General features: G+C 71.7%; 22 protein-coding genes. 9 read left to right on the top strand and 13 right to left on the bottom strand.

Translation table 11 applies throughout. From position 1 onward, the window contains the following. Window positions 1–2: 2 nt before the first annotated feature. Window positions 3–1,214: an MFS transporter gene (locus ABEB12_RS25100; protein ID WP_185062232.1), complete on the top strand. Its 1,212-nt coding sequence runs from the start codon at window positions 3–5 to the stop codon at window positions 1,212–1,214. 16 nt (window positions 1,215–1,230) lie between these two features. On the opposite strand, the gene ABEB12_RS25105 is transcribed toward ABEB12_RS25100, so the two are convergent. From ABEB12_RS25105 to ABEB12_RS25115, 3 genes are all read right to left on the bottom strand, one after another. Next, on the bottom strand, window positions 1,231–1,971 hold the full coding sequence (locus ABEB12_RS25105) for a class I SAM-dependent DNA methyltransferase (protein ID WP_345703130.1): 741 nt from the start codon (window positions 1,969–1,971) through the stop codon (window positions 1,231–1,233). A 63-nt stretch (window positions 1,972–2,034) separates the two neighbouring features. Beyond that, window positions 2,035–3,003, bottom strand: a complete 969-nt coding sequence (locus ABEB12_RS25110; RefSeq protein ID WP_185062234.1) for a right-handed parallel beta-helix repeat-containing protein — start codon at window positions 3,001–3,003, stop codon at window positions 2,035–2,037. Window positions 3,004–3,015: 12 nt separating this feature from the next. Beyond that, window positions 3,016–3,879 (bottom strand): hypothetical protein, encoded by an 864-nt coding sequence (locus ABEB12_RS25115; protein WP_185062235.1) that lies wholly within the window; start codon window positions 3,877–3,879, stop codon window positions 3,016–3,018. A 517-nt stretch (window positions 3,880–4,396) separates the two neighbouring features. Between ABEB12_RS25115 and ABEB12_RS25120 the strand changes: the two genes are divergently transcribed. Beyond that, on the top strand, window positions 4,397–5,794 hold the full coding sequence (locus tag ABEB12_RS25120) for a sigma factor-like helix-turn-helix DNA-binding protein (RefSeq protein WP_185062236.1): 1,398 nt from the start codon (window positions 4,397–4,399) through the stop codon (window positions 5,792–5,794). Window positions 5,795–5,841: 47 nt separating this feature from the next. Here ABEB12_RS25120 and ABEB12_RS25125 read toward each other — a convergent pair whose 3' ends face one another. From ABEB12_RS25125 to ABEB12_RS25140, 4 genes are all read right to left on the bottom strand, one after another. Continuing rightward, the gene (locus ABEB12_RS25125) at window positions 5,842–6,963 is read right to left on the bottom strand and encodes a VIT1/CCC1 transporter family protein (RefSeq protein ID WP_185062237.1); all 1,122 of its coding nucleotides are present in this window, start codon (window positions 6,961–6,963) and stop codon (window positions 5,842–5,844) included. Between the two features lie 16 nt (window positions 6,964–6,979). After that, window positions 6,980–7,879, bottom strand: a complete 900-nt coding sequence (locus tag ABEB12_RS25130; RefSeq protein ID WP_185062238.1) for a polysaccharide deacetylase family protein — start codon at window positions 7,877–7,879, stop codon at window positions 6,980–6,982. A gap of 126 nt (window positions 7,880–8,005) precedes the next feature. Next, complete coding sequence (locus tag ABEB12_RS25135) at window positions 8,006–8,872, bottom strand: DUF1989 domain-containing protein (protein WP_185062239.1); 867 nt, start codon at window positions 8,870–8,872, stop codon at window positions 8,006–8,008. Continuing rightward, window positions 8,872–9,564, bottom strand: a complete 693-nt coding sequence (locus ABEB12_RS25140) for a GntR family transcriptional regulator (RefSeq protein WP_185062240.1) — start codon at window positions 9,562–9,564, stop codon at window positions 8,872–8,874. Before ABEB12_RS25140 ends, ABEB12_RS25135 begins: the two co-directional genes overlap by 1 nt. Window positions 9,565–9,704: 140 nt before the next feature. Between ABEB12_RS25140 and ABEB12_RS25145 the strand changes: the two genes are divergently transcribed. Genes ABEB12_RS25145 through ABEB12_RS25155 form a run of 3 tightly spaced genes read left to right on the top strand, consistent with a single transcriptional unit; the run spans window position 9,705 to window position 13,464 of the window. Continuing rightward, a complete protein-coding gene (locus tag ABEB12_RS25145) occupies window positions 9,705–11,069 on the top strand; it encodes an MFS transporter (RefSeq protein WP_345703131.1) in 1,365 nt (454 codons plus the stop codon). After that, window positions 11,066–12,232 (top strand): M24 family metallopeptidase, encoded by a 1,167-nt coding sequence (locus ABEB12_RS25150; protein ID WP_185062241.1) that lies wholly within the window; start codon window positions 11,066–11,068, stop codon window positions 12,230–12,232. The genes ABEB12_RS25145 and ABEB12_RS25150 overlap by 4 nt, the downstream gene beginning before the upstream one ends. Next, on the top strand, window positions 12,229–13,464 hold the full coding sequence (locus tag ABEB12_RS25155) for a hydantoinase/carbamoylase family amidase (protein WP_185062242.1): 1,236 nt from the start codon (window positions 12,229–12,231) through the stop codon (window positions 13,462–13,464). Before ABEB12_RS25150 ends, ABEB12_RS25155 begins: the two co-directional genes overlap by 4 nt. Here ABEB12_RS25155 and ABEB12_RS25160 read toward each other — a convergent pair. The 3 genes from ABEB12_RS25160 to ABEB12_RS25170 all read right to left on the bottom strand — a co-directional run bounded on the left by ABEB12_RS25160 (window position 13,454) and on the right by ABEB12_RS25170 (window position 15,397). Continuing rightward, window positions 13,454–14,398, bottom strand: coding sequence for an ATP-grasp domain-containing protein (locus ABEB12_RS25160; RefSeq protein ID WP_185062243.1), 945 nt, complete (start codon window positions 14,396–14,398; stop codon window positions 13,454–13,456). The genes ABEB12_RS25155 and ABEB12_RS25160 overlap by 11 nt on opposite strands. Window positions 14,399–14,472: 74 nt before the next feature. Next, on the bottom strand, window positions 14,473–14,628 hold the full coding sequence (locus ABEB12_RS25165; protein ID WP_185062244.1) for a hypothetical protein: 156 nt from the start codon (window positions 14,626–14,628) through the stop codon (window positions 14,473–14,475). A 118-nt stretch (window positions 14,629–14,746) separates the two neighbouring features. Then, window positions 14,747–15,397, bottom strand: a complete 651-nt coding sequence (locus ABEB12_RS25170) for an isochorismatase family protein (RefSeq protein WP_185062245.1) — start codon at window positions 15,395–15,397, stop codon at window positions 14,747–14,749. Between the two features lie 61 nt (window positions 15,398–15,458). On the opposite strand from ABEB12_RS25170, the gene ABEB12_RS25175 reads away from it, so the two are divergent. The 3 genes from ABEB12_RS25175 to secY all read left to right on the top strand — a co-directional run bounded on the left by ABEB12_RS25175 (window position 15,459) and on the right by secY (window position 17,790). Further along, complete coding sequence (locus ABEB12_RS25175) at window positions 15,459–16,055, top strand: TetR/AcrR family transcriptional regulator C-terminal ligand-binding domain-containing protein (RefSeq protein WP_185062246.1); 597 nt, start codon at window positions 15,459–15,461, stop codon at window positions 16,053–16,055. Window positions 16,056–16,067: 12 nt separating this feature from the next. Then, window positions 16,068–16,433, top strand: coding sequence for a hypothetical protein (locus tag ABEB12_RS25180; RefSeq protein WP_185062247.1), 366 nt, complete (start codon window positions 16,068–16,070; stop codon window positions 16,431–16,433). A 61-nt stretch (window positions 16,434–16,494) separates the two neighbouring features. Continuing rightward, window positions 16,495–17,790, top strand: coding sequence for a preprotein translocase subunit SecY (gene secY / locus ABEB12_RS25185; RefSeq protein ID WP_185062248.1), 1,296 nt, complete (start codon window positions 16,495–16,497; stop codon window positions 17,788–17,790). Here the strand turns inward: secY and ABEB12_RS25190 are convergent. Then, the gene (locus ABEB12_RS25190; RefSeq protein ID WP_185062249.1) at window positions 17,787–18,542 is read right to left on the bottom strand and encodes a helix-turn-helix domain-containing protein; all 756 of its coding nucleotides are present in this window, start codon (window positions 18,540–18,542) and stop codon (window positions 17,787–17,789) included. The genes secY and ABEB12_RS25190 overlap by 4 nt on opposite strands. A 54-nt stretch (window positions 18,543–18,596) precedes the next feature. Between ABEB12_RS25190 and ABEB12_RS25195 the strand changes: the two genes are divergently transcribed. Next, window positions 18,597–19,574, top strand: coding sequence for a zinc-binding dehydrogenase (locus ABEB12_RS25195; RefSeq protein WP_185062250.1), 978 nt, complete (start codon window positions 18,597–18,599; stop codon window positions 19,572–19,574). A 283-nt stretch (window positions 19,575–19,857) separates the two neighbouring features. Here the strand turns inward: ABEB12_RS25195 and ABEB12_RS25200 are convergent, their stop codons facing one another. Both ABEB12_RS25200 and ABEB12_RS25205 read right to left on the bottom strand, forming a co-directional pair. Further along, the gene (locus ABEB12_RS25200) at window positions 19,858–20,778 is read right to left on the bottom strand and encodes an SDR family NAD(P)-dependent oxidoreductase (RefSeq protein WP_185062251.1); all 921 of its coding nucleotides are present in this window, start codon (window positions 20,776–20,778) and stop codon (window positions 19,858–19,860) included. Between the two features lie 81 nt (window positions 20,779–20,859). Next, entirely contained in the window at window positions 20,860–21,393 is a 534-nt protein-coding gene (locus ABEB12_RS25205; protein WP_185062252.1) for a DUF3558 family protein, read from the bottom strand. Between the last annotated feature and the right edge of the window lie 186 nt (window positions 21,394–21,579).

Raw genomic sequence — 21,579 nt, forward strand, 5'->3', positions numbered from 1 at the left:
ACATGACATCCGGATACCGCTGGGTGGTGCTGCTGATGTGCTGGGCGGCGTTCACCATGACCTCGGTGGACCGGTCCACCTGGGGGCCGGCCGCCGCCTCGGTGAGCGACTCGCTGCACGTGCCGCTGGCCGCGCTGGGCGTGTTCGCCACCGGCTACTACCTCGGCTACCTGGTGTCCAACGCCGGCGGCGGGGTGCTGGTGGACTGGTTGGGCGCCCGGGCCCTGCTCACCGCGAGCGGGGTGGGCGCCGGGCTGGCCATGGTGCTGTTCGGTTCGGCCACCTCGGTGGCCACCGGGTTGGCGCTGCAGGGGGCGGTCGGCCTGCTGGCCGGGGTGGACTTCGCCGCCGGTGTCAAGATGATCTCCGTGTGGTTCCCGGCCGAGCAGCTCGGGCTGGCCTCCGGGGTGTTCCTCACCGCCACCTCGCTGGGCACCGTGATCGCCAACGCGGTGGTGCCCTCGCTCATCCTGGCCGCCGACTGGCACGCCTCCTACCACCTCTTCGGCGCGGTCACCGTGGTGATCGGGCTGCTCTGCGGCGTCCTGGTGCGCGAGCCGGCCACCTCGGGCACGGACGCGGCGCCCCGGCCACGGGAGCTGCCGGACCCGCGCGCGGTGCTGGCCAACCGGGACCTGCTGCTGCTCGGCCTCGCCGGCTTCGGCGGCCTCTGGGGCACCTACGGCTTCGTCACCTGGTCGAACACCCTGATGACCAAGGGCAGCGGGATCGACCCGGTCTCCGCCGGAGTGGTACTGGTGATCTTCGCCGGAGTGGCGATCGGGGTGAAACCGCTGATCGGCTGGGTGTGCGACCGGCTCGGCCTCGGGCTGCGGATGCCGATCGTGGTGGTGCTGGTGTACTTCGCCGTGGTCCTGGTCGTGTTCGGCCGGCTGCACAGCTACACGCAGTTCCTCTGGGTCGCCCCGTTCCTGGGCATCGGCGCGTACGCGTACAGCCCGCTGACCGCCGCGCTCACCCCGCTGCTGTCCGGCCGCCGCTCGGCCGGCTCGGCCGCCGGCGCGGTGAACGCCTTCTGGCAGTTGGGCAGCGTGCTGGTGCCGTCGGTGATCGGGCCGGTGTTCGCCAGTACCGGCTCGTTCTCCCTGGCCTTCGCCACGCTGGCGGCCGGGCCGCTGCTCGGCGCGCTGGTCGGCCTGTTCGTCCACGAGCCGCGCCCCGCCGCCGAGACACGCACCCCCGCCCCGGCCTAGGAAGCTCAAGCCGAGGTCAAGCCGGCGAATTCCCCCGGGTCCGGCTTCCGGCGTCCGGATGGGTAGATTCCCGGCCGGTGCGTTGGCGCGGCACCGCCGGGCGCGCGGTGTGCCCGGGCGGGCGCAATGGCCGTTCGAACCGGTCCAGTCGGTATTTGTGCTCGCGCACCGAGAACGCGCTCCGCAAGGTGTCGCGGCCGTGCAGCAGGTCGTGCACCTCGTCCCCGGTGAGCGGGCAGGTATGGCTGTCGAACCGGCCGTGCACGGCCAGCAACACCCCGCCCGGGGTGAGCACCTCCTCCAGGGCGCCCAGCGCTTCCTGCAGGAGCTCCCGGTTCCAGTAGTAGAGCACCTCGGAACAGACGACCAGGTCGAACCGGCCGCCGGGCATCTCCTCGGGCAAAGTACTGCGCCGTACCCGCACGTGCGGGTGGCCGGCAAGCCGCCGGCGGGCACGGCGCACCGCAAGGGCCGATGTGTCCACCGCGACCAGTTCCTCGCATCGCGTGGCGAGGAGTTCGGTGAACACTCCGATCGAGCACCCCACCTCGAGTGCTCGAGCGAACCGTCGGCCCTCCAGGGCTTCCAGCGTCCGTTCGTATTTAGCTATTTCGTAACTTCTGGTTTCGTAGTTCCAAGGGTCTTGCTTCCGGGCGTATAGATACTCGAAATACCCGCGATAGACTCGCGGAATAATCCGCTGTGCCACCTCAGCGCCCCCTCCGCCTCGGGCCGCCCTGAGTGTAGGCTCGATCACGCCGGGAGGGGAACACTCCTAACCGAACATTAGGAATTGACAACGTTATCAGATATTCGTTCTCTACGGAATCCCACCAACCTCGGGGCCCCGGTAGCCAAGCTTCGAAGAGTCATCCATGCCGACCTCGTACTCGACGTCCGGGCCGATTACATTGTCCTTGATCAGGCCGAACGTCGAGTTGTTCTGGAAGGCCCACGCTTTCGGCCCCTTGGTGTAGACCTCGTTGCGCGTGATCGTCATTCGCTTGATGTCATCGAGCATTACCGCCTGGTACGCCGAGTACTGGCAGTAATTGTTACTGAACAGGAAATCGGCGGATTCACCGACACCTGAGCCGTCACCGGCCGAGCTGTGCGGCCCCTCGGCGATCAGGCAGATGTTGCTGATCTTCTCGCAGCGGTTGTCCGTGACCCGCACGTTCCGGCTGGCCACGTGCTCGTCATCGGTGGCGAAGGTCTGCATGCAGTCGGCGTGCGCGCCGTCCAGGTGCCGGGTGTCGCGGATGGTGTTGTGCCGGATGGTGATGTTCTCGCCGAAGAACCGCAGCCCGTCGCCGTCCCCGCCCCTCGGGCTGAGCACGGTGCTGTTCTCCAGGATCAGGCTGTTGCCCTGCAGGGAAATGCCCGGGCCGGTGGGGCGCAGCACGTTCACCCCGGAGATCCGGACGAAGTTGGCCTCGACGTTGATCCCGCGCAGGATCGTGTTCCCGTCGCCGACCAGCTCGATCGGCTTCTGCGCCGTGCCGGACCGCTTGAGCACCAGCCGCGTGGACCGCAGCTTGCCGAGCAGGCACACCCGGTCTCCCGGCTGCGCCGCCGCCATCGCCTCGTCCAGCGCGTCGTTGTCGGTCACCGTGCGGGTGCAGCCGGTCGGCGCCGGCAGCGGCCGGATCGCCCCACGCCCGTCCGGCGAGGTGGCCGCGACCAGCCCGGGATCGGGGTCGATCCCGCAGCCACCGAGAACGGCCAGACAGGCCACCGCGCACAGCAGCCGGCCGAAGGCCTTCGAGTTCGAGAACCTGGACAACATTTGCCGAGCCCCTCAGTCCACGCTGCCGGCGAAGGTGATGAGCAGGATGTCGCCCACGAACCCGACCAGCAGACCGGTGAGCACACCCCACACCGCCAGGCGCTTCCCGTGCCGCTCGGCCGCACCGAGCACCAGCCGGAGCGCGGCGTAGGCCAGCGCGCCGCCGGCCAGGCCACACAGCCCGACCGTTGCCTCGTCCTCGCTCAGGTACATGCCGCCGAGCGTGGCCAGGAACAGCGGGGCGCCCACGGTCAACGCCATCAGCAGCCGCGTGCCGAGGCTCAGCCGGGCGCCTTCGCGGAAGATCCCGGCCAACAGGTAGCCCTGGGCGAGCGCGTACAGCCCCGCCGCGATGGCCAGCATGCAGGTGAACGCGATCTCGTCCCGTTTACCGTTGCTGCCGATCGCCAGGCCGACCAGAACGCCGTGCAGGCCCAGTCCCGCGGCCAGCACCATCGCCCGGCGACGCGCGCCGGCCGCCGTGGCGACGCCGGTCAGCTCCGCCGCGGCAACGGTGCCCGGCCCCACGGAGTGCCGCCCGCCCTCGGCCGGTGCCCCCTCGGCCCGGTCCAGCTCCGCGTCCCGCCACATCAGCAGCCCGAAGGCCAGCGCGATGCCGGCCAGGAACAGCGCGCCGAGCGTGAGCATCGTGGTCGCGTCGTCCAGCCGGTCCCTCAGCTGCTCGATGGCGCTGGTGACCGGCAGGAACCCGTGCGCGAACAGGTCCCACACCACATAGCCCAGCAGGCCGGCGAGACCGGAAAGAAGAAACCCGCCGCTCGGGCCCCCCGGGAATCCGGCGTGCCTTCGCAGTAATCCGGGCAGTATCGCCAGAGCGGCCACGAACGACAGCGTCAGCACTACCTGGTCCGGCATTGCCCCTCGTCCTCTCCGCACGATCCTCGATCTCAGGAAATCGCGCAGCATACGCTTGTTATATATTAGCCGACCCGGATCGGATCCGTTATCCGGTCGAGATCGTACGCACCCTTGTATGGCCGGCCCGAGCGGGGTCGCCCGTCAATCTAAACAAATCCCTAACAATTGGAAGCTACCGATGCGTAAGCTATCGACCCCACGCATCGTAGGGAGAACCCGGGACAGATCTCTACATCTGTAGAAAGATTTTCGAATACTGTCCAACGCTCAATCAAATTCGCGGGATTGCCTCGCCCCTCCCTCGCCACCCGAGCCGGGCGTGTCCGGGTCGCACGCGTGACCGGGCGTACCCGCGCCACCCGCCGGCGAACCACCGGCACGTCCGATCGTCACCCGATGTGATGGTTTGGTTGCAGATACGTGATGATGGCCGGGGGTCACTCGATATCTCTAGGTGGTCTCAAGACCGTGGGTCTGACCAGCCCTGGCACGCGAGGTAACCGAAGGGACGCGGATGACCGACCCGTTCAGCGCCCCGGACGAGTCGCGACCGAGGGCGGCACGGAGGGCCGAGTTCGCCCGCTTCCACGATGAGCACTACGCCACCCTGGTCGGGCTGCTGCACGCGCTGACCGGGGACCGGACCCATGCCCACCGGGTCACCCAGCGGGCGTTCACCGACGCCTGGCTGCGCTGGCGGGCCGTGCGGACCCTGCCCGACCCGGCGGCCTGGGTTCGCCGCCGGGCCCGCCACGCCGCACCGCCGAGGCGCCGGCCGGCGAGTCGGGCCAGTGGGTCCGGCGAGTGGGTGGCCCCGTTGGCCCGGCCGGTCTTCGACGCCCTCGGCGAGCTGCCGGAGAAGCAGCGCGTGGTGCTGGCCCTGCATCACATCGGCGGGCTCACCCCGGAGCAGATCGCGGCCGAGGAACAGATCCCGCTCGACGCGGTCTCCGCCCGGCTCGCGCACGCCCGCCAGGCCCTCGCGCAGCAGACGGGCCAGGCGCCGGCCGAACCGGGCAACGGCGAGGCCGAGCACCAGTCCGTCGACGCCTGGGCCAGCCGCGGACTCGCCGACCTGACCCACGCGCTCTCCTACCGCACCGACCGCCGCGCCGGCGAGCAGGTGTTCCGGCTGGCCATCCGGCGCCGGCTGGCCGTGCTCGTCGCGGCCGTCGTGCTGTTGACGCTGGTCGGTGCGATCGGCGTGCTCGCCCTGACCGGCGGATCGCGGAACGCGGCCGCTCCGCCCCCGGTGTCCGGCGAGCCGCTCGCCTCACTGCCCTCGGGCCCGCCCGCCATCGCTCCACCGGGAGGGCCCTCCGCCGCCCCCGGCCAGCCGGAAGCCCCGCGTCCCGCGCCGGCCGGCGTCGTGACACCCGGCGTCCTCGCGCCCGGCGGGCCGGGCACCGGCGAACGGTCCACCGACGCCGACCACGACGGCGACCAGGGCGACCACGACTCGGACCGCGACCACCGCGTCCCGAACCCCGGACCCGACGGTGCCAGGGACCCGCTCCGACCCAAGCCGGTGGTCAACACCACGCCCCGCTCGAACCCGGGGCAGGGCGGCGCCGGGAACCCGGGCCAGACGCCGGGCGGATCGACCGGCCAACCACAGGCCCCGAACGGCGGCACCGCCAACCCCGGGAACGGGAACAACGGCGGCAACGGGAGCGGCAACAACCCACGTGGCCCGAGAACCGAGCAGGGCGGGTCGGACAACGACGGCGACCAGGGCGACCGCGGCGGCCGGGGATCCGACGGCCGCCGCGACGACAACGGGCGCGGCGGCCGCGAAGGAACTTCCAGGGGCAGCTCCGACGGCGGCGACCGGGGCAACTCCGGCGGCCGCCCTCGCGGCGGCGGTTCCGACCGCGGCTCCGACTCCGGAGATCACGGCTCCGGCCGCTAGCCGTACCGCCCGGGGACGCCCACCCCCTCGCCCCGCCGTGGGAACGGCTACAGCCCTAGCGATACCCCGAGCAGCGCGCCGAGCCCGTACGTCACGCCCGCCGCGAGCAGGCCGAGCACCATCTGCCGGAGCCCGGCCAACAGCACGCCACGGCCGGTGAACAGGGTGGTCGCGGCGCCGAGGGCGAACAGGCCGGCCGCCCCGGCCAGGCCGCTGACCAGGACGGCGGCCAGGGTGGGCAGCCAGAAGAACGGCAGCACCGGTATCACCGCGCCGACGGAGAACAGCAGGAACGAGGCGAGCGCGGCGGTCCACGGGTTGCCGCCCCGCTCGTCCGGGTCGATGCCGAGCTCCTCGCGGGCCATCACGTCCAGCGCGTTGTCCGGGTCCTCCATCAATCGCTTGGCCAGCGCGGTCGCCTCCTCCTCGGGAACGCCCTTGGCCTGGTAGATCAACCGCAGCTCCTCGACCTCCTCGTCGGGCAGCGCGGCGATCTCGTCCGCCTCGATGTCCAGCTGCCGCTGCGCCAGCTCGCGCGAGCTCTGCACCGACACCCACTCCCCCAGCGCCATGGAGAAGGCGCCGGCGAGCAGCCCGGCCAGGCCGGCCAGCAGCACGGTCCCCGAGGCCACCCCGCTGCCGGCCACGCCCAGCACCAGGCTGAGGTTGGACAGCAGGCCGTCGTTCGCGCCGAGCACCGCCGCGCGCAGCGCGTTCCCGCCGGGCGTGCGGTGCCGGCCCTCCAGCCGGGCCAGCGCGCCGCCCGAGGCGCCGTTCCGGATCTCGCCGAGCAGGAAGGCGTGCGAGCGCTCGTCCGAACGCATCGAGGTCTCGCTGGTCTCCGGCTGGTCGTCGTACATTCGCCGGCCGCGCGCCTCCTCGCTGGCCACCAGCGGCACCAGTACCTCCGCCCCGAACCGGCGGGCCAGCACCCGCAGGACCCGCACCCGGGCCGACGGCCGGGCGGCGGGCTCTGGCTGGCCGGCGGCGGTCAGCCGGCGCGCCCAGAAACCCGCGTGCCGCTCCTCCACGGCGGCCAGGTCCCGGTAGACCTTGGCCAGCTCGGCGTTCTCCTCGGCGTCCGCCATCGCCCGGTACAGCGCGGCTCCGTCCACCTCCGCCCGGTGGTTCCGGCGGTACCGGCGCACATCCGCCCGGTTGCTCCCCATGCGCTCACCCCGGGGATCAGCCTGCCGCACGCACCGCCGGTTCGCTCTCCGTCTCACCCGGCTGGTTGGCCGCGTAGTGCTCGGCGATCTCGTCGCTGGTCGTCAGCCACACCCCCGGGTGGTTGACCACGTAGTCCAGCGCCTCGTCCAGGTACCTGGCCCGGAACGCCTGGCCGATCACGAACGGGTGTAGGGCCAGCGCCATCACCCGGCCGCCGTCCGCCGAGTCGGCGTAGAGCTGGTCCAGCTGGTCGCGCACGATGCGCACGAAATCCGGGCCGCTGAGGGTCTGCCCGACGAACAGCGCGATGTCGTTGAGCTCCACCGAGTACGGCACGCTGTACATGCCCGGCACGTTCAGCGGGAACGGCTGGTCGTCGTTGGTCCAGTCCAGCACGTAGCTCAGGCCGAGCTCGGCGAGCAGCTCCGGGGTGTTGAAGGTCTCGGTGAGCGCGGGGCCCATCCAGCCCCTCGGCCGCCGCCCGGTGGCCCGCTCGATCGTGCCGACCACGTCGGCCAGGTAGGCGCGCTCCTCGTCCAGGGACATGTCGGCCTGGAAGGTGGTGTTGTCCCGGCCGTGGGCCAGCCACGCCCAGTCCCGCGCCCGGCCGGCCTCGATGATCCGGGGATAGTGCTGGCAGACCGCCGAGTTGAGCAGCACGCTGGCCCGCAGCCCGTACCGGTCCAGGGTTCGCATCGTGCGCCAGAAACCCACCCGGGGGCCGTAGTCCCGCCAGCCGTAGTTGAGCGGGTCCGGAACCAGCTGGCTGGTGCCGGCGAAGATGCTGGTGGCCGGCCGGTCCACCTGGTAGTGCTCGACGTTCAGGCCCACGTAGAAGGCCACCCTGGCGTCCCCCGGCCAGCGGATCGGCACCCGGTCCACGATGGCGCTGTAGTCGTAGAGCTCGTTCTCCATGACCACAATGGTCAAACGCTGACATTAATGTGAGGGTCAATAAATTCGGCGCAACAATTACTCTCAGCTTTCTATTATAGCGCCTCATTTGTCACAATTACGTCTTCAACCCCATAATTGATCTACTCAATCGATCTTTGCCGACGCCGGACCGGTCAGTGGCCCGGCAGCCGGAAGGGCCATGCCGTGCAGGTTCCGGTACTCGGCGGGGCGGGGCGGCACCCACCCCTCCAGCCGGTCCGGGTCCACCCGGTGCACCTCCACCCCGAGCGGGCGGCAGACGTCGCTCGGGTCCCGCGCGTCCGGCCCCCACAGCGGCACGCTGAGGTCCCCGCCCGGACAGGTGGACAGCGCGCACAGCAGATCCACCTCGGCGAAGAACTCGAGGAAGTCGCCGCGCCGGGCCGGGCAGGCCTTCATGAAGTAGCGGTCCTCGTCGTTCAGGCCGGTGCACTGGAAGACGTTCAGCACGTCGTGCACGTCGAACTCGGTGAGCCCGTAGGGCAGCACCGCCCTGGTCAGGTTGGAATGGCAGTGGAAGTCGAAGTCCTCCCCGGTCAGCATCCGGTTCACGTACGGGTCGCACCGGGTGCCGAGCAGGTCGTGCACCCGGCCGCCGTGCTCGTCCGGGCCGTAGCCGGCCAGGGTGTCCCCGGTGATGGTGAACAGCGGCCGCAGGTAGGGCAGGGTGGACCAGACGCGGTCGTAGGTGGACACGTGCGCGCGCTGCAACTGGCGGGTGCGGGACGCCCACATCCGCTCCCGCGGGTTGTGCCGGTGCCACACGTTGAGGTCGCCGACCTGCGGGCCGTCCACCGTGACGATGCGGCAGACCGAGCCGGCCGGCACCTCCCAGGCCCTACCGGCGCGGGGTGGGATGACGAACGACTCCGTCCGGGTCCGGCCGCCTTCCGCGATGCGCCGGTAGAGGTTCCGGTCCACGCTCAGCGCGCCGTTCGCGCCGGGCTGGTACGCGGCCGGGTAGGACCCCATCACGCCTCCTTCGCCAGGTCGGTTGCCACTCCGGTCGCCGCCTCGCCGACCAGGCCGAGCACCATGCGCTCGGAGGCCTCCAGGTAGTCCCGCAGCGCCCGGCCGGCGGCCGCCCGGTAGCCGGCGTGGATCAGGTCGCAGATCTCCCGGTCCAGCGACACCCACGGCTGCTGGATGCGCCGTTCGTCGGCGACCACCGCGAACGCCAGGCGCTGCTGGGCGGTGACGCCCCGGAACATCTGGTCCAGCATCGGGCTGCCCAGGGTGGCCACGATCGCGCAGTGGAAACGCAGGCTGGACGTGCCGACCTCGCGCCAGTCGCCGGCGCGCTCGGCCCGCTCGGTGGCCCGCACGGCGCCCTCGATCGCGGCCAGCGCGGCCGGCGTCGCCGACCCGCACTCCTCCACCGCGCGCAGCTCGATGGTCCGTCTTACCAGGTAGATGTCCCGAATGCGGTCGGTGGACATGGTGTTCACCACGGCGCCCTTGTGCAGCCGCTGGCTGACCAGGCCCTCCGTGGCCAGCAGCCGCAGCGCCTCGCGCAGGGTGTTGCGGGAGACGCCCAGCTCGGCGGCCAGGGTCACCTCGCGCAGCGGCGTGCCGGGGGCCAGCGACCCGGTGACGATGCCCTCGCGCAGCTCCTCCGCCGCGCGCTCGGCGGTGGCGACCGCCATGTCGATGCAGCCTGACATGTCCAGCATTGTAGCCATCTTGTTCAACAACTTTCAAGCTCAACCGAACTCAACTCCAGTGTTGACACAAGTTGTTGAACAAACTTACTCTCGCCCCACCGCCGGACCCGGACACGGATGGGGGCAGGGACATGCCAGACATGCGCCAGGACGAGGACCACACCGCGCGAACCGGGCCGACCGGCATGGACGAGGCCCCACTGACCTGGTTCCACCGCCGGCTGACCCTCTACTCCGCCGGCGGCCCGCTGCTGGACGGCTACGTGCTGGGCATCATCGGCCTGGCGCTGACCCAGGTGGTGCCGCTGTGGGGGCTGGACGCGGTCTGGCAGGGGATGCTGGCCGCGTCCGCGCTGCTCGGCATGTTCCTGGGCGGCCTGGTCTTCGGCTACGTGACCGACCTGGTCGGCCGGCAGGCCATGTACACCATCGACCTGGCGGTGATCGCCGCCGGATCGGTGGCCCAGTTCTTCGTGGACGGGCCGGTCTGGCTGCTGGTGCTGCGGTTCATCGTCGGGCTGGCCATCGGCGCCGACTACCCGATCGCCACCTCACTGCTGGCCGAGTTCACCCCCCGCCGGCACCGGGGCAGCATGCTGGGCTGGCTGACCACCATGTGGGCGGCCGGCAACACCCTGGCCTACCTGGTCGGCGAGGCGCTCACCGCGCTCGGCCCGGACGCCTGGCGGTGGATGCTGCTGTCCCCGGCGGTCCCGGCGATCGTGCTGATGCTGGCCCGCGTCGGCACCCCGGAGTCGCCCCGCTGGCTGCTGTCCAAGGGCCGCGTGGAGGACGCCCGCGCCGCGCTGCGCAAGGCCCTCGGGCCGGACGCGGAGCTGACCGAGCTGCCCGCCGAGCCGGGGCAGACCAGCCTGCGCGGCCTGGTCGCCAAGGGCTACCTGCGCCGGACCGTGTTCATCGCGGTGTTCTGGGCCTGCTCGCTGTGGCCGGTGTACGCCATCTACGCCTTCGGGCCGGCGCTGCTCACCGCGCTCAGCCTGGAGGACCCCGGCCAGGCCAACCTGGGCTCGGCGGCCATCGGGTTGTTCTTCCTGGCCGGCTGCGTGATCGCCACCCTGGTGGCCAACCGGGTGAACCGGCGGACCCTGTTGATCTGGCCGTTCGCGGTGGCCACCGCCGCGCTGGTCGTGCTCGGCCTGGTGCCCACCGCACCGGTCCCGGTGATCTCCGCGCTGTTCGTGGTCTACGCGGTGGCCATCGGCGGCCCGACGATCATGCAGTGGATCTATCCCAACGAACTGTTCCCCACCGCGATCCGGGCCACCGCCGTCGGCCTGGGCACCACGGTCAGCCGGATCGGCGCCGGCATGGGCACGTTCGTCACCCCGATCCTGCTCGACCGCGCCGGCGTCGGCCCGACGATGCTGCTGTCCGGCCTGGTCTGCGCGCTCGGGCTGGCCGTGTCGGTGGTCATGGCGCCGGAGACCCGGGGGCACGACCTGCACCGGGCCAGTTCCGTCGAGCCCGAGGGCGGGGCCCGGTGACCCCGGTTCCGCCCCGCGGCTTTCCCCGGGCCGAGTTCGAGCGGCGCACCGACCGGGCGCAGCGGGCCATGCGCCGGGCCGGGCTGGACGCGCTGCTGGTCACCGCGCCGCAGCAGGTGCGCTACTTCACCGGGTTCGACACCCAGTTCTGGGAGAGCCCGACCCGGCCCTGGTACGTGGTGCTGCCCGCAAGCGGCGAGCCGGTGGCGGTGATCCCGGAGATCGGTGCGCCGGGCATGCGCGCCACCTGGGTCACCGACGTGCGTACCTGGCCGGCGCCCAACCCCGCCGACGACGGGGTCAGCCTGCTCGCCGGCACGCTGCGCGAGCTGGCCGGGGCGGGCGGCACGGTGGGCGCCGAGCTGGGCCGCGAGCTGCAGTTGCGCATGCCGGCCGGACAGCTCCCGGAGATCGCCGAGCGGGCCGCGGTGACCATCGCCGACGGCACCCCGGTGATCCGGCGGTGCCGGCACGTGAAGTCCGAGCTGGAGATCGACAAGATCCGGTTCGCCTGCCGGGTCGCCTCGGACGCCTACGCGGGCGTGCCGGAGCTGATCCGGGCCGGTGACACCGAGCGGACCGTGGTGCAGCGGCTGCGCGCCGACCTCGTCAACCGGGGCGCCGACACCAGTCCCTACCTGATCGGGGTGGCCGGCCAGGGCGGCTACGACAACATCATCATGGGACCCACGGACCGCCCGCTGGGCCCCGGTGACGTGCTGATCATCGACACCGGAACGGTCTTCGACGGCTACTTCTGCGACTTCAACCGGAACTGGGCCATCGGCACGGCGGACGACGCGGTGCGCCGGGCCTACGACGCGGTGTGGCGCGCCACCGAGGTGGGCATCGAGGCCGCCCGGCCGGGCGCCCGGGTGTGCGACGTGTGGCGGGCGATGGCCGACGTGCTGGCCGGCGCCGGCTCCGGGGGCAACAACGTCGGCCGGCTGGGGCACGGCCTCGGCCTGCAGCTCACCGAGCCGCCGAGCAACCACCCGGAGGACCGGACGGTGCTGGCCGAGGGCACGGTGCTGACCATCGAGCCGGGCATGGAGTTCGCCCCCGGCCGGATGATGGTGCACGAGGAGGACATCGTGATCCGGGACGGCGGCGCGGAACTGCTCACCACCCGGGCGGCCCCGCACCTGCCGGTGGTGGCGTGACCCGGCCGGAGATCGACGGGGACGGGCTGTGGCGCCGGCTGGCCGCGTTGGCCGAGGTCGGCGGGTCGCCGGGTGGCGGGGTTACCCGGCTGGCGCTGACCGAGGCGGACGTCCGGGGCCGGCGGCTGGTGGAGTCCTGGCTGGCGGAGATCGGCTGCGAGATCACCCACGACGCCATCGGCAACACCTTCGCCGAGCTGCCCGGCACCGAGCCCCGGTTGGCCCCGGTGCTGCTGGGCTCGCACCTGGACACGGTGGCCGAGGCGGGCCGGTTCGACGGCTGCCTGGGGGTGCTCGGCGCGGTGGAGGTGCTGCGCGCGGTCGCCGCCGGACCTCGGCCACCCCGGACCCTGGCCGCAGCCGTGTTCACCGACGAGGAGGGCGCGCGGTTCGGGCGCGATCTGCTCGGCTCATCGGTGGCCTGCGGATTGCTGGACCCGGCTCAGGCATACGGGCTGGCCGACGCGGACGGCAGCACGGTCGGCACCGAGCTGCGCACGCACGGCCTGCCGGGTACCGCGCCGGTGCTGGCCGACCGGCCGCCGCACGCCTACCTGGAGACGCACATCGAGCAGGGGCCGGTGTTGCTGCGGGCCGGCCTGCCGGTGGCGGCGGTGGCCGGGGTGGTCGGCACCTCGTGGACCCGGATCGCCCTGGCCGGCGCCGCCGCGCATGCCGGCGCCACCCCGATGGAGCTGCGCCGGGACCCCGGCCTGGCGATGGCCGCGCTGCGCCTGCGGCTGCACGAGCTGGCCGGGGAGCGTCCCGGGCTCACCTGCGCGGTCGGCGAGATGCGCACGCATCCGGGCCTGGTCAACGTGGTGCCCGGGACGGCCGGCCTGAGCGTGGACCTGCGCGCCGCCGAGGAGGCGGTGCTGGCCGAGGCGGAGGAGGCGGTGCGGCCGCTGGCCGAGGAGGCGGCCGCCACCTACGGCTGCGCGGTGACCGGGTGCGAGCGCACTTCCCGGACCGCACCGGTGGCCTTCCACCCGGCGACGGTGGAGCGGGTCGCCGACCGGATCGGCGCGCGCGGCATCCCGGTCCGGAGGCTCTGGTCGGGCGCCGGGCACGACGCGCAGCTGCTGGCCGGGATCTGCCCGACCGCGATGGTGTTCGTGCGCGGGCAGCGGGACGGGGTGTCTCACTCGCCCCGCGAGTGGTCGCTGCCCGAGGACTGCGCGCTGGGCGTGCAGCTCATGGCCGAGGTGGCCGCCGAACTGGTCACGCAGTGACCGGGACCGTCACCAGCGCCTCGGCCAGGGCCTCGGAGACCCGGCTGGCTCCGGTGCGCCGCTCGACGGTGGCGAACATCGGCGACGGGTTGCACTCCAGCACCGCGAACTCGCCGTCATCGGGCCGGCGCAGGTCGATGCCGGTGAAGCTCATCGCGCAGGCCTCGGCGGCCCGCACGCAGGCCATCTCCTCGTCGGCGGTGAGCGCGGTCGGCCGGACGTCGGTCTCCGCGCCCCGGTAGTCCAGCCGGTCGGCGACGATCTCGTAACCGGCCACCACCCGGCCATTGACCAGGTACACCCGGATGTTCCGCCCCGGCACCTCGGCCTGGAAGATCACCGGCGCACCGGCCAGCCGGGCCAGCCGCTCGGGCGCGTAGTGCGCCTCGGTCATCCGCCGGCACATCCCGCCGCCGGCCACCGGCTTGTACACCACCGGGCCGCCGATGTCCCCGGCGAAGGCCAGCACGGCATCCGGGTCGTTGGTGATCAGCGTCCGGGGCACCGGCACACCCGCGTCGGCCATCGCGGTGAGCTGCTCCGGTTTGCGGAAATGCTGCGCCATTGCCGACGGCGGATTGACCAGGCGGGCGCCCTGTCTTTCCATCGCCGCAACGAAACCGGACAGGAATGACCGGCGCTCACGGCCGGCGGCATAGCTCCGGCGAAGGTCGTCCAGGTGAAACTCGTCGGCACCTTCAGCCGGCGGAAAGAATGGCAGAGGCAAGGGCAGGGAGCGGACGTACCAGGTGCCTACCGAATCCAGCGCCACATTCTCCGCGAATGGCTGCCCGGCGCGCAGGCTGAGCTTCAGCCGCCCGGGGAAGGAGGAAAGGTCCAGCAGCTCCGGGGTTACCCCGCGGTCCCGCAGGCTCCGCCGCACGGCGATTACCTGCGGGTCGTCGGCCGGGCCGATGATCCCTACTCGTTCCATGGTTGTCGTCATGATGGCCGATGGGGCGGAATGCCCGGGTGGCACGGGAGACAGCCCGGGCATTCCGCCATCGCTCAGCTCAGGCCGTCGCCCTCTTCGCCGAGCGTCAGGGTGGTGTACTCGTCACCCTCTTCGCCAACCATCATTGTGGTGACCGGGCCGAAGAAAGCGGCCGCGTTGGTCACCGTGTTCGGCAGGTCGTGAATGAAAAGCGAATTGTCCTTGCGCATAACCGTGTTTCACCCCTCGAAAAGCCGGTTCGCTTTATCGCGGATCAGCGACCTCAAGCCTGCCGGCATCTCCAGGTCAGGTCAACCTGAATAACACAAAGACAAGTTTAAGAGTTCGCTATTTTTTCCCGCCCTTGGCCAGCAACCCGGTGAGCGTGTCGGTGTCGGTGAACAGGCTGTCCCCGGCGAACCTCAGCGCATCCAGCGCCCGGTCCGCCGCCTCGGCGTGCCCGGCGCCGCAGGCATCCGTGACCAGGATGGGCAGGTAGCCGAGGTCGGACGCGTGCCGGGCGGTCGGGTCGATGCCCACCTCGGTGGCCACGCCCGCGATGGCGATCGTGTCCAGCCCGCAGTCGCGCAGCACGATGTCCAGCGGGGTGCCCACGAACGCGGACATGCTGATCTTGTCGAAGACCATCTCGTCGGGCGACGGTTCCAGCTCCGGCACCAGCGCGAACTCCGGGGAGTCGCGCAGGAACGCGGTCCGCACCTGGTCCACCGTGTCCACCCGCTGCCAGGCCATCGCCATGCGCAGCGCGGCCACGCCGGCCACCGCCTTGGGCACGCCCATGTGCCGCAAGTAGAACACCCGGTAGCCACCGAGGCGGGCCGCGTCCACCAGGCCGCGCACCCGGGACACGATCCGCTCACCGTCGGCGATCTGGCCGATCACGCCGACCTGCATGTCATAGACGATCAGCGCCATCCGGCGCGGGTCGCAGGCCTCCTCGACCGTGCGCGGAATGCTCAGCCCGTACGCGTGCTCCATGGTCTCCCGGCTCCGTTCGTCGAGGTCGGAACTTATCTATACACCAATGTAAAGTAATCCGATGGCGACCAACACCCCGCCCAGCGGCCGTCCCCGGGACACCGACCTGGACCAGCGCATCCTCGCCGCCGCGCGGGATCTGCTCGCCGCGCACGGCTACCGGGGACTTTCCATCGGCGCCGTGGCCCGCGCCGCCGGTACCACCCGGCCGTCGGTCTACCTCCGGTACGCCGGCAAGGAGGACCTGGCCACCCGGGCCATCGCGGGCATGACCGTGGCCGATCCGCTGCGCTCCTCCGATGACCTGCATGCCGACCTGGTCGCCGAGCTCCGCCATTTCCGCACGGCGGTCACCAGGCCCAACGGCATGGCCTTCGTGGGCACCGTGCTCGGCGAGGAGCACCAGACCCCCAGCCTCATCGCGCGCTTCCGGGAACGGCTGGTGCTCCCCCGCCGCCGGCGGATCGCCTCGGCCCTGCGCCGGGGAGCCGCCATCGGGGCGCTGCGCGAGGGGCTGGACGTGGACGTGATCACCACCCTGTTGACCGGCAGCATCTACGCGCGGTACCTCGCCACCGGGGACGTGCCGCCGGACTGGCCGGAGCGCACGGTCGGCGCACTCTGGCCGGCAATCCGCCGGGAGCCCGACGCCTCCTGATAGAAAGATCCGGTGAGCCGATGCGAGGGAGGCCGGGCCGGCGCCACCGCCGCGTTCCGGGGCCTCCCGGGCCGTCGGACGCTCAGCGCGTTGCTCGCCACGTTGGCCGCGCTCACCGCCTTCCTCGCGCCACCGTCGTTCGGCGCCCACTCACCCGGCGTCGTCCCGGCCAGCGCGACCGCCGGGGCCGCCGGCGCCGGCGCCGAAACACCGGCCGACTTCCGCGCCCCCGCCCTCTTCGCGTCGCCGGCAGAACCCCCGGTTCCGGTCCCGGCCGCCCGGCTCGCCCGGTTCGCCTCGACGGCCGCCGAGGCCGAGCGAACCGACCCGTGGTCGCCCCGCCTCGGACGCGCGCCCCCCGAGTTCCGTCGCTCCTGACTCACCCGGTGACCGGCCACGGCCGGCCGCCATCTCCTTTCGAGCCGACGGGACAATACCCATGCTTCGAGTTCTCCGTACCATTTTCACCCAGCCCGAACTGCGCAAACGCATTCTCTTCACGCTCGCCCTGGTGGCCGCCGCGCGACTCGGTTCGGCCATTCCGCTGCCCGGTGTGTCATTCCCGAACGTCCAGCAATGCCTGCTCGAAACCGCGAACGGCGGCGGCGCTTACGCGATGTTCAACCTGTTCAGCGGGGGCGCCCTGCTGCAGCTGTCGGTGTTTGCCCTCGGGGTGACGCCGTACATCACCGCGAGCATCGTCGTGCACACCCTGGGCACGGCCGTGCCGCGCTTCGAGCAGCTGCGCCAGGAGGGACCCAACGGGCAGGCGAAGCTCAACCAGTACTCGCGCTACCTGACCGTGGCGATCGCCGTACCCCAGGCGACGGCGGTGGTCGCGCTGGCCGCCAGCGGCCGGCTGTTCGGCGGCTGCCGGCTGCCGGTGATCCCGGCTCCTTCGACGCTGACCGTGGCCATCATGGTGCTGGTCATGGTCACCGGGGGCGCGTTGCTCATGTGGCTGGGCGAGCTGATCACCGAGCGGGGCATCGGCCGGGGCATGTCGGTGCTGCTGTTCACCTCGATCGCGCACCGCATCCCGGTCGAGGCGAAGGCGCTCCTGGACACCTCCGGCGTGGTGACCTTCGTGAACCTGTGTGTGTTCGGGCTGCTGGTGGTCGTCGGCGTGGTGTTCATCGAGCAGGCGCAACGGCGGATCCCGGTCCGGTACGCCAAGGCGGTGATCGACCCCCGGGTCTACCGGCTGGCGTCCAGCTACCTGCCGCTCAAGGTCAACCAGGCCGGCGTGCTGCCGGTGATCTTCGCCAGCTCGGTGCTGTTCCTTCCGGACCTGGCCTCCCGGGCGCTGGGCAACGCCGGCGGATCGTTCCTCCAGGGCCCGTTGGCCAACCCGTCCAGCGCGATACACATCGCGGCCTACGCCGCGCTGGTCGTGTTCTTCTGCTACTTCCACGCGCGCACCGGCTTCAACCCCGCGGCCCGGGCCCGGGAGATCGGCCGGCGCGGGGGTTTCGTGCCCGGGGTCCGGCCCGGGCCGGCCACCGCCGGGTACCTGCGCTTCGTGCTGGGCCGGCTCACCGCGGCGGGCGCCGTGTACCTCGCCGCGCTGGCGGTGCTGCCCAGCATCGTGCTGGGCGCCGCCGGCTCCGCCCAGAACCAGAACCTGCCCCTGGGCGGCACCTCCGCACTGATCATGGTCGGCGTCGCGCTGGACACCGCCAAGCAGGTCGAGACGCACCTGGTACAGGACCGCTACCAGGGATTTCTCCGCTAGCGGTTTCGGTGGCGGCCGGGAGTGGTGCCGACCAGGCCGGTGAACGCCGCGATGAAGCCGCTGGGGTTTGCCCACCCGCACGCGTGGGCCACGTGGGTGGTGTCGTGCCCGTCGGCGAGCAGGACCAGTGCGTGGCAAATGCGCAGCTGGGTGCGCCACTCGTAGAAGGTCATGCCGAGCTCGTTGCGGAACAGGCGGCTGAGTGTGCGGGCGCTGGCGCCGGTCGCCTGGCCGAGCGCGGCCAGCGGGGTGTTGTCGGCCGGGTTCTCGTACAGCATCCGCGCCACGGCCCGCAGCCGGTCATCGCGGGGCTCCGGCAGTTGCAGGGGCTGCTCGTGGGCTTCGTCGAGCTCGTCGAGCAGCACCCGACGGAGGCGGGCACTCGCGGCGCGGTCGTAGTCGCGGCTGCCGGTGAGCGCGAGCAGGACCTCGCGGGCCAGGTCGGACGCGACGAAAACCGCGGGACGGCCGGGCACCAGCGGCGCCAGGGAGTCCGGCAGGAAGACGATCCGCATGTCGGTGTCGCCGTGGGCGCGGTGGGAGTGCGCGAACCCGGCGGGCGTCCAGGCGACCCGGTTGGCCGGCACGATCGACGTGCCGCGTTCGGTGTGCACCGAAAGGACCCCTCGGGCCGCGTACACCAGGTGGCCGCGTTCGTGCGAGTGCGGCGAGCTGGTTCCCCCCGACGGCCACAGATGTACTCCCCCGGATGGCCACAGGCGCGACCGGAGAACTTGGCGGCCAACAGGCATAGCTTGGCATTCTATCGGTAGCCAGCCACACGGCGTTCCGACGACAGTGCAGGCATGACGACGACGATGCGAGCGGCGGTATGTGTCAGGGCGGGCGGCCCGGACGTGCTGGAGATCCGCGAGCTGCCGGTGCCGGCGGTTCGGCCGGGCTGGAGCCTGGTCCAGGTGAAGGGGGCGGGCCTGAACCGGTCGGAGCTGCGGACCCGCCAGGGGCATTCCCCCAACGTCCGGTTCCCCCGGGTGCTCGGTATCGAGTGCGTGGGGGTTGTCGTGGCCTCCACCGATCCGGCCTTGCCGGACGGGACCACCGTCGCGACGGTGATGGGTGAGATGGGGCGGGAGTTCGACGGCGGTTACGCGGAGTACGCGCTGCTGCCGAACTCGCTGCTCATGCCGGTCGCCACCACCTTGCCCTGGCCCATCCTGGCCGCGCTGCCCGAGACGTACCTGACCGCGCGCGGGGCGCTGGACGCGTTGGGGGTGGGACGCGAAAACCGGTTGCTGATCCGTGGCGGGACCTCGTCGGTGGGCATGGCCGCCGCGTCGATCGCGCGCGGCCAGGGAATCGAGACCGCGGCCACGACCCGCCGGCCGGCCAAGATCGACGCATTGAAAGCGGCCGGGGTCGATCACGTAATCCTCGACGAGGGCGGGTCCCTGGCGGCGAAGGTGCACGAGGTGTGGCCCGAGGGACCGGACCGGGTGCTGGACCTGGTCGGAACCAGCACGGCCCGGGACTCGCTGCGCCTGGTCCGCCGGGGCGGCACGGTGTGCATGGCGGGAACGCTCAGTGGCTGGCTGATCCCGGACTTCGAACCGGTGGCGATGATCCCGTCCGGAACCCGGCTCACGGCTTTCCACAGTGACGACATGAAGGGAGGCACGGCGGTGTTGGAGCGGGTCGTCCGCGAGGTCGAGGCCGGTATCTACCGGCCCAACGTGGACCGGGTCTTCGGCCTCGACGAAGTCGTCGCGGCCCACCGGTACATGGAGAACAACGAGGCCACCGGCAAGGTTGTCGTCATCCCCTGACGCGGTCCTCCCCTCTGCTGAGACTTGCGCGATCGGGCGGTCTGCTGGCTCGGGTGCCGCCCGTTCCGCTCTTTCGATCCCTCACCGAGCCTGATCGTCGCAAATGGTCACTCAGGGTATGCAACTAGACAGTGCGCGCCGGTGGTCCAGGGACGGGTTTCCGCCGAGTGTCAGCCCAGTCGCTTTTTGATCATGAATTTGAGCGACTGTGCTGCCACTCGGCGAGGCGGACCTTGGGGAACCGCCGCCTGCTGACTACGCTCCGTTACCAACGCGACGGGAGCTACGACACGAATCTCCGGCTCGGGAGATTGGTGCGGTCCGCGATGAGCCGGTCTTGGCCTTCCGGCGGCGTGCCGCCCAGCCACGGCAGCGCCTGGCCGAACCGGATCAGCTCGCCGTAGAGCTCCGGGTCCACGTCGTCCCGGAACACCACGTCGAGCACCTTCGCGGCCGCCTCGTCCGGCGTCTGCACCTGGCTGAAGTCGTCGAACCACGGCCGCGAGGCCTCGGTGTCCACCAGGCCGGGGCACACCGCCGCCACCAGCGTGTTCTCCCGGAGGTCGACGTCCCGGCGCTCCCGGGCCACCGCGCGCACGGCGGCGACCTGGGCGACCTTGGACGGCACGTTCAGCCAGCGCGGCCAGCCCCGTTCCCGGGCGTCACCGGCGTGGATCGCCGCCCGCCAGGCCCGCACGGCCGCTTCCACCTCGTCCAGCGTGGCGTGCTCGAACAGCGGGCGCAGCCGGGGATCCAGGTGCCCGAGCATGCCGAACCGACTGGCCACCACCAGCAACCGCCCGCCGGGGCGCAGTACCGGCCCGAACGAGCGAAGGACGGCGTGCGTGCCACCGTTGGCCACCGCGATGAACTCGTCGGCCTGCTCTTCCTGCGGCCGGTCCGGGGTGATCCGGGCGCCCGCGTTGGACAGCACGATGTCCACGGCGCCGTGCCTCCGGCGCAGCTCCTCGGCCAGCGCGGCGACCGCCGCCGCGTCCGTCACGTCCAGCACCCGGCCGGTCACCCCGGCCGCCCGCCCCGGCGCGCCCGACGCGCGCGCGGCCGCCTCCGCGACCCGCCGAGGGTTGCGGCCGGTGAGCAACACCAGGTCGTCCGGCCCCAGCCGCGCGGCCAGACCGGTGGCAAGCGCGTAGCCGATGCCCTGGTTGGCGCCGGTTACCAGCGCGATGCGTTGATCGGTCATGGCACCGACGCTAGGCGCGCGAAAGCCATGCGACCAACGAAAGAACCGCACACCGGGCATGCGTCGACCGCATGCCCGAGCTCACTTGGGCAGTGTGCCGAATGTGCTGCTCATCGACGATGCGGCGGCCTGTGCGCGGCGGCAGGCGACCACGTGGTTGATGCCCTCCTGGCCCGGTCCGCCGTACTGCACCCACAGTGTCCGGTCGGGCGCGACCGTCACCAGGTACACGCAGTACGCGTTCTGGTCGAGGCCGGCCGGCTGGTACTCGACGGTCGGCCGGTTGTTGATGGCCGGGGCGGGGCTGCCCGCCGGCGTGGCGCCGTGCAGCACCTTCGCCAGGTACTCACCGCCCCACGGTTGTCGCGCGATGCTGCGCCACAGGCAAGTCACCTCGCCACCGGAGGAGTTCTGCGTCCCGGGGTTGACCCCCAGCTGCCGGCGCTGCGCACTGGTGAGCAACGCGCAGGGTGCATCGGCCTGGCTCACGGCCGGCACCGCCGGCACCGATGCGCCGGCGGCGGTGGTGTCGGTGGCCGAGGCCGAGGGGGCCGCCAGTCGCGCGGACAACGCGCCCACCCCGGCGGCGAGCGCCAGGCCCAGGACAACCAGCAACCATCGAGCGGAACCGTGCCGTACCCGAGACGACCACATACCGGTAAGTAAACCCCTACTCGGCCCACCGAGCGGATCTTGACACGCGGTCGGCGGGAACTCCTCGCCCAAGAACCACCCATCAACGGTATTCCGGAATAGCGACCGGTTTCACCGTCAATCGAGAATCACGACCGCGGGAAATGC

Origin of the sequence: Actinospineispora eucalypti, from assembly GCF_039543365.1 — a bacterium.
GTDB lineage: Bacteria > Actinomycetota > Actinomycetes > Mycobacteriales > Pseudonocardiaceae > Pseudonocardia > Pseudonocardia eucalypti.

Bases quoted from the DNA above. Each gene is read 5' to 3' on its own strand.
- ABEB12_RS25145 (WP_345703131.1), top strand. From the start codon at position 9,705: ATGCGCCAGGACGAGGACCACACCGCGCGAACCGGGCCGACCGGCATG.
- ABEB12_RS25195 (WP_185062250.1), top strand. From the start codon at position 18,597: ATGACGACGACGATGCGAGCGGCGGTATGTGTCAGGGCGGGCGGCCCG.
- ABEB12_RS25175 (WP_185062246.1), top strand. From the start codon at position 15,459: ATGGCGACCAACACCCCGCCCAGCGGCCGTCCCCGGGACACCGACCTG.
- ABEB12_RS25190 (WP_185062249.1), bottom strand. From the start codon at position 18,542: ATGCCTGTTGGCCGCCAAGTTCTCCGGTCGCGCCTGTGGCCATCCGGG.
- ABEB12_RS25200 (WP_185062251.1), bottom strand. From the start codon at position 20,778: ATGACCGATCAACGCATCGCGCTGGTAACCGGCGCCAACCAGGGCATC.
- ABEB12_RS25170 (WP_185062245.1), bottom strand. From the start codon at position 15,397: ATGGAGCACGCGTACGGGCTGAGCATTCCGCGCACGGTCGAGGAGGCC.
- ABEB12_RS25135 (WP_185062239.1), bottom strand. From the start codon at position 8,872: ATGGGGTCCTACCCGGCCGCGTACCAGCCCGGCGCGAACGGCGCGCTG.
- ABEB12_RS25115 (WP_185062235.1), bottom strand. From the start codon at position 3,879: ATGCCGGACCAGGTAGTGCTGACGCTGTCGTTCGTGGCCGCTCTGGCG.
- secY (WP_185062248.1), top strand. From the start codon at position 16,495: ATGCTTCGAGTTCTCCGTACCATTTTCACCCAGCCCGAACTGCGCAAA.
- ABEB12_RS25100 (WP_185062232.1), top strand. From the start codon at position 3: ATGACATCCGGATACCGCTGGGTGGTGCTGCTGATGTGCTGGGCGGCG.
- ABEB12_RS25140 (WP_185062240.1), bottom strand. From the start codon at position 9,564: ATGTCAGGCTGCATCGACATGGCGGTCGCCACCGCCGAGCGCGCGGCG.
- ABEB12_RS25125 (WP_185062237.1), bottom strand. From the start codon at position 6,963: ATGGGGAGCAACCGGGCGGATGTGCGCCGGTACCGCCGGAACCACCGG.
- ABEB12_RS25165 (WP_185062244.1), bottom strand. From the start codon at position 14,628: ATGCGCAAGGACAATTCGCTTTTCATTCACGACCTGCCGAACACGGTG.
- ABEB12_RS25130 (WP_185062238.1), bottom strand. From the start codon at position 7,879: ATGGAGAACGAGCTCTACGACTACAGCGCCATCGTGGACCGGGTGCCG.
- ABEB12_RS25160 (WP_185062243.1), bottom strand. From the start codon at position 14,398: ATGGAACGAGTAGGGATCATCGGCCCGGCCGACGACCCGCAGGTAATC.
- ABEB12_RS25110 (WP_185062234.1), bottom strand. From the start codon at position 3,003: ATGTTGTCCAGGTTCTCGAACTCGAAGGCCTTCGGCCGGCTGCTGTGC.
- ABEB12_RS25120 (WP_185062236.1), top strand. From the start codon at position 4,397: ATGACCGACCCGTTCAGCGCCCCGGACGAGTCGCGACCGAGGGCGGCA.